Source organism: Planococcus sp. A6 (genome assembly GCF_028823615.1).
Taxonomy (GTDB): Bacteria; Bacillota; Bacilli; order Bacillales_A; family Planococcaceae; genus Planococcus.
Map to the genome: position 1 here is coordinate 1 of NZ_JAPEHT010000171.1, position 5,318 is coordinate 5,318.

Consider the following 5,318-nt stretch of genomic DNA (forward strand, 5'->3'; position numbering starts at 1 on the left):
CCGCCTGGAGCGATTTCATCACTCTCGTTCCCTCTACTTCTATTTCCTGCCCTGAAACTCCTTGTTCCACAAAAAAACAGCCGGGAAAATCCCGGCTGTTTGCATTATTTTCCTACCATATTCTCCGGGCGAACCCATTCGTCGAATTGCTCCGCCGTCAAATGGCCGCTCTTGACTGCTGATTCTTTCAGCGTCGTGCCTTCGTTATGTGCTTGCTTAGCAATCGCTGCTGCTTTTTCGTAACCGATATGCGGGTTGAGAGAAGTGACGAGCATCAAGGAATTCTTCACGTGGTTTTCGATGACGTCCAAGTTCGCTTCGATGCCGATTGCACAATTATCGTTGAAAGAAACAAGTGAATCCGTCAACAGGCGGACCGATTGCAGGAAGTTGTATGCAATGACCGGTTTGAAGACATTGAGTTCAAAGTTCCCCTGGCTTGCTGCAAATCCGATTGCTGCATCGTTGCCCATGACCTGAGCCGATACCATCGTCAAGGCTTCGCTTTGCGTCGGGTTGACTTTCCCTGGCATAATCGAGCTACCCGGCTCATTTGCCGGAATCGTGATTTCGCCGATGCCGCTGCGCGGGCCGCTTGCGAGCCAGCGTACGTCGTTGGCAATCTTCATCGCATCCGCCGCAAGTGCTTTGACCGCACCGTGCACATAAACCATTTCATCGTGGCTTGTCAGTGCATGGAATTTATTTTCCGCTGAAGTGAACTCCGTGCCGACCGCTTCTGCGATGAATTCCGCAACATAGCCGCCGAATTTCGGGTCTGCGTTGATGCCCGTTCCGACAGCTGTTCCGCCGATTGCAAGTTCACGCATATGCTCGACGCTTTCTTTGATCATGCGCTCGCTTTTCTCTAACATATGGCGCCAGCCGCTGATTTCCTGACCCAATGTGAGCGGTGTGGCATCTTGCAAGTGCGTGCGGCCGATTTTGATGACGTCGTCGAATTTCTTCGCTTTTTCATCCAAAGTCGCTTTCAACTTCTGGACCGCTGGAATCAATTGCTCCGTTACTGCTAGAACGCCGGCAACGTGCATCGCTGTCGGATATGTATCGTTCGAGCTTTGGGACATATTGACGTCGTCGTTCGGGTGAAGTTTTTCATCCGACCCCTGTTCCGCCAAAATTTCGTTTCCGCGGCGCGCCAATACTTCGTTCATGTTCATATTGGACTGCGTGCCGCTTCCTGTCTGCCAAACGACGAGCGGGAAATGGTCGTTCCATTTGCCTTCGATCACTTCGTTCGCAGCTGTTTCAATGGCGCGCATTTTTGCGTCGGACATCTTACCGAGCTTGTGATTCGCTTTAGCTGTCGCTTTTTTCAATTGAGCAAATGCCATGACCACTTCATGGGGCATACGTTCTGTTCCGATGGCAAAGTTTTGGACGCTGCGCTGAGTTTGCGCGCCCCACATTTTGTCAGCTTCAACTTGAATTTCACCGATCGTGTCTTTTTCTGTACGATACTGCATTCCATTCACTCCAATTCTTATTCTTTAATTAGCTTCTCTTCTATTAAACACATTCCACCCGAAAAAAGACGCTTCGATTATCGCTTCATCTGAATGCGGGATATGTTCCCCTTTGATTATCTGGGCGCCGTTGATGCAGCCGCTCGACAGCAAGATGATGTCTTCCGGCCCGCTTTCCGCTAGCGCTTTTTCCACTGCCTGTTTGCGCGTTGGCGCCTTCAGCACTTTTTGCATGTACGGGACACTGAAGCCTTTGATCACTTCCGAAACAACTTCTTCCGGGTCGTTGTAACCCGGATGGTCAACTGTAACGACCAAGACATCCGCTTTCCCTTCAGACGCTTTTGCCATTTTCGGCATCTTGGCAAAATCCCGGATACCGATTCCGGCAATAAGCGCGATCAGGCGGCGATGGGGCAATTTACGGGCTTCCGCCAAGACCGCATCGATCGCGACTGGAGTATGGGCATAATCCAAAATGATGGTCCGTTCTTCAGGGCCTCTGATCACTTGAAAACGCCCTTCTACTTGAGGCATATCCGGCAAGACCGCAATGATTTGGTCGATTGAATGCCCTGCGTGTAAGGCAGTCGCAATCGCCGCCGTCAAATTCGCGGCATTGTAGTCGCCAAATAGCGGAGCTTCGATTATCCGAATATCGCCTCTATAATTCAACTCAAAACGCATGCCTTGTGCAGATGCGCTGTAATTTCCCCAAATCAGGTCAGCACCGCTCGACGGATCTTGGCTATAGCTCAACACCGGGTAATCCGCCACTGCTAAAATGCCACCGCTTAAACCGGGATCGTCGAGATTGACGACAGCTGCTTTCGCACGCTCGAACAACTTCAACTTAGACTCCCGGTAATGTTCAAAAGTTTTATGATACTCGAGGTGCTCCTCGGATAAATTCGTATGGATGGCTACATCGAAAATGATTCCTTCCACCCGCTGCTGATCCAGCGCAGTCGAAGACACTTCCATCGCCACTGCCTGCGTGTCGGCATCGACCAGCATGGAGAAGATCTGGTGGATGTCTGAAGCGATTGGCGTGGTTGGCGTACTTTTCTCGAACGGCACTTTGCCTTGAGCTGTCTCGACGCCCGTTGTGCCGATAAATCCACAAGGTGTTCCCAGCAAATTGAACAAATTACGGGCATAGGTAGCCGTTGTAGTCTTGCCGTTTGTTCCCGTCACGCCGATTTTAAACAAATCATGCTGCGGCGAGCCGAAAAAGAAATCTGAGGTGTGTGCGAGTGCATTGCGCACATCCGCCACCAGCACAAAGCTGACAGAAGGATAACGCTTGGCTTGATGGGATAGAATTTCCTCATTGGAGCCGATAATCGCCTGCGCACCGTTTTCGATGGCAGGCTCTATGTATAGATGTCCGTCTGTATTTTCCCCGACGACGCAAAAAAATGCAGAACCATTCCGTGCAGCCGAAGAGTTATAGACAATCGCTTGGATGTCCACTGACTCTGGCCCGAATGATTTTAATATGCGTACCCCGGGAATTTGTGCAAATTGCAACTTCATATCGTAACTCCTCTTGAAGATAAATTTATGTGAATTTCTGATAATTTTACAGGAAAGCGCTAGAGTGTTCCACAATTCGAGTCGCTTTTTTAAAAAAATTACCGATCAACTAAGAGGTTTGGCAAATTGTAGCGCATGAAAGCCTTTGACCATCTGGAAGCCGATTCCAACATATCCTTCATTTAGTAATTCTTGCTGTTTTTGTATATCGTCGATCGGTACCGTGACTTGATTGCCGTAATCTGCATTCGGCTGTTCGAGATCTTTTACGAGGATATAGCGTTCCAGGCCGTCGTACTTCTTCTTTAACGCAGCGATGTGCATGTGCTGCGTAAATTTATCTTTCAGACTCGGGATATTCATCGGTGCCACTGTGCAGGCCACGTAGCGGAATTTTTTCTCCAGTTTCTTCAATTCCTTCATGACCACTTCGGCCAACTTCTGCTGAAGTCGATTTCCTCGGTAATCGGGAGCAACAGCCGAAATTTCCTGATAAATCATGTTGCCAAGCTCCTCTTCAGAAAGCCCGATATCGCGCCCGAGATGCTCCTCGTCAATTTCCGGAACGAGCAGTGCCCGAAAAGCCACCAGCTCTCCTTCCACAAAAGCCCCGACAATCAGCCCGTTATGCTGCAAAATAAACAGAAATTCTTCAGTCGACAACGGCTGCAACGTATTTTTCTCTGGCAGCGAGTCGATAACCGTTTGCTGAACCCGTTCGATTTCAGCCAAATCCTCCAGGTACAGGCGCTTCATATACATTGGCACCTGTTTGTGCATGCGCACATTGGTCAGTGTACCTTCATATAGGCGGTCTTTCAAAGCCCATTCCCCCTCGTTTCTTTCGTACTATCAGAATACCATGTTCCCTATCCATCGTCTCCAAGTTTTTTCAATTGACTGTAAAATTGAAACTATTTACCGACCTGTCCAAAAAAAGCCTCAATTTCCTTTTGTGTACGGAGGATATACACCTGTTTTTCAGGATACTTCCTAATAAATTCTTCTATTAAATGGTGTTGCGATTTTTGCCGCTCTTGATAGGTCGTCACAATAAACTTCAAGAATTCATAATCCAGCTTTTCAGGACATCCCGGCGCCATATCCGGCCTAGCTTTCTTACGGTATTGGATACGTCTTTTCAGTACACGCCATATACAGCGCCACAGCGGAAGCTGCAATTGGATAAGTGCATCGCAAGCTGCCAAGCGGATAGCGGCCGTGCTATTATAATTCCCTTCAATGATCCAGCGCTGCTCGTTCACCAGCTCCTGCTGCTTGTGCCGAAATTCTTTCTCCTCTGCTTCAACCCAGCCCGGCTTCCAATAATACGCATCCAAATGATACACCGGCAGATTGGCCACTTTTCCTAAACGTCTTGCAAATGTTGATTTGCCGGCTCCCGCTGACACACCGATCACCATAATCCGCTGCATCGATCCCCCTCCTATCGCTCTTCATTCAACTATAACGAATCGCGGTAAAAAGAAGCAACTGAACTTAACCCTTGCATTCCAAAGAGTACCGTGCTATTCTAAGGAAGAATTATTTTTGTTCGATGGCTTTTCATTAAGTATCAGATTTTATCTGAAGGATTTGAGCAAGGATAGTAATACAATGTATGCATTAGCATACGAGGAGGAAACACACATGGAACAAGGTAAAGTAAAATGGTTTAACTCAGAAAAAGGATTCGGCTTCATCGAGCGCGAAGGCGGAGACGACGTATTCGTACACTTCTCAGCTATCCAAAGCGAAGGATTCAAAACTCTTGACGAAGGTCAAGAAGTTACTTTTGACATCGAGCAAGGCCAACGCGGTCTTCAAGCTACTAACGTATCAAAAGCTTAATTAACCCTTAACCTTTCAATGGACTCTTCTTCGGAAGAGTCCATTTTTTATTGTCTTAAAATATAGGCATGCAATGGAGCGGTTTCTTAAGGTGGAGATAGTGAGTGTTTGGGTGTGGAAATGTTCCGGCGCATTGATATAAGCGTCGCTTTGGTAGTCGCCGCCCTGCTTTGGGTTGGCCTTTGGCAACAAGCCAGGGAGAGCACCTGTCTTATTGCGTCGGCTCACCCGCTTACGCTCGGCGGCTGTGAGATTCCATTGATTCGGGTGCGTTTAGTCAGCTCTGCTTCTGTAACTAGTTGCCGGCTAGCGGGGAAATCGCTTCCTGCGATGAAGCATCTAGTCCTATAGCATTTGAGTCAAGAAGCTTGTGGTGAAACTAGTACTCACTATCGCCTTCTCTTGTTCCAAATGATATGAGCTACAAAGCATGAAGCATTT

General features: G+C 48.2%; 5 protein-coding genes. 1 reads left to right on the plus strand and 4 read right to left on the minus strand.

Features of this window, described 5'->3' with window-relative positions; translation table 11 throughout:
* Window positions 1–104: 104 nt before the first annotated feature.
* From fumC to ON064_RS16820, 4 genes are all read right to left on the minus strand, one after another.
* Window positions 105–1,487: a class II fumarate hydratase gene (gene fumC / locus ON064_RS16805; protein WP_058381903.1), complete on the minus strand. Its 1,383-nt coding sequence runs from the start codon at window positions 1,485–1,487 to the stop codon at window positions 105–107.
* 24 nt (window positions 1,488–1,511) lie between these two features.
* Window positions 1,512–3,026, minus strand: a complete 1,515-nt coding sequence (locus tag ON064_RS16810; protein WP_274625669.1) for a UDP-N-acetylmuramoyl-L-alanyl-D-glutamate--2,6-diaminopimelate ligase — start codon at window positions 3,024–3,026, stop codon at window positions 1,512–1,514.
* A 105-nt stretch (window positions 3,027–3,131) separates the two neighbouring features.
* Window positions 3,132–3,806 carry a hypothetical protein gene (locus ON064_RS16815; protein WP_274625671.1) on the minus strand — a complete coding sequence of 225 codons (675 nt, stop codon included), beginning with the start codon at window positions 3,804–3,806 and terminating at the stop codon, window positions 3,132–3,134.
* Window positions 3,807–3,940: 134 nt separating this feature from the next.
* Complete coding sequence (locus ON064_RS16820) at window positions 3,941–4,462, minus strand: P-loop NTPase family protein (protein ID WP_274625670.1); 522 nt, start codon at window positions 4,460–4,462, stop codon at window positions 3,941–3,943.
* A 214-nt stretch (window positions 4,463–4,676) separates the two neighbouring features.
* Between ON064_RS16820 and ON064_RS16825 the strand changes: the two genes are divergently transcribed.
* Window positions 4,677–4,877: a cold-shock protein gene (locus ON064_RS16825; RefSeq protein ID WP_058381906.1), complete on the plus strand. Its 201-nt coding sequence runs from the start codon at window positions 4,677–4,679 to the stop codon at window positions 4,875–4,877.
* Window positions 4,878–5,318 lie beyond the last annotated feature (441 nt).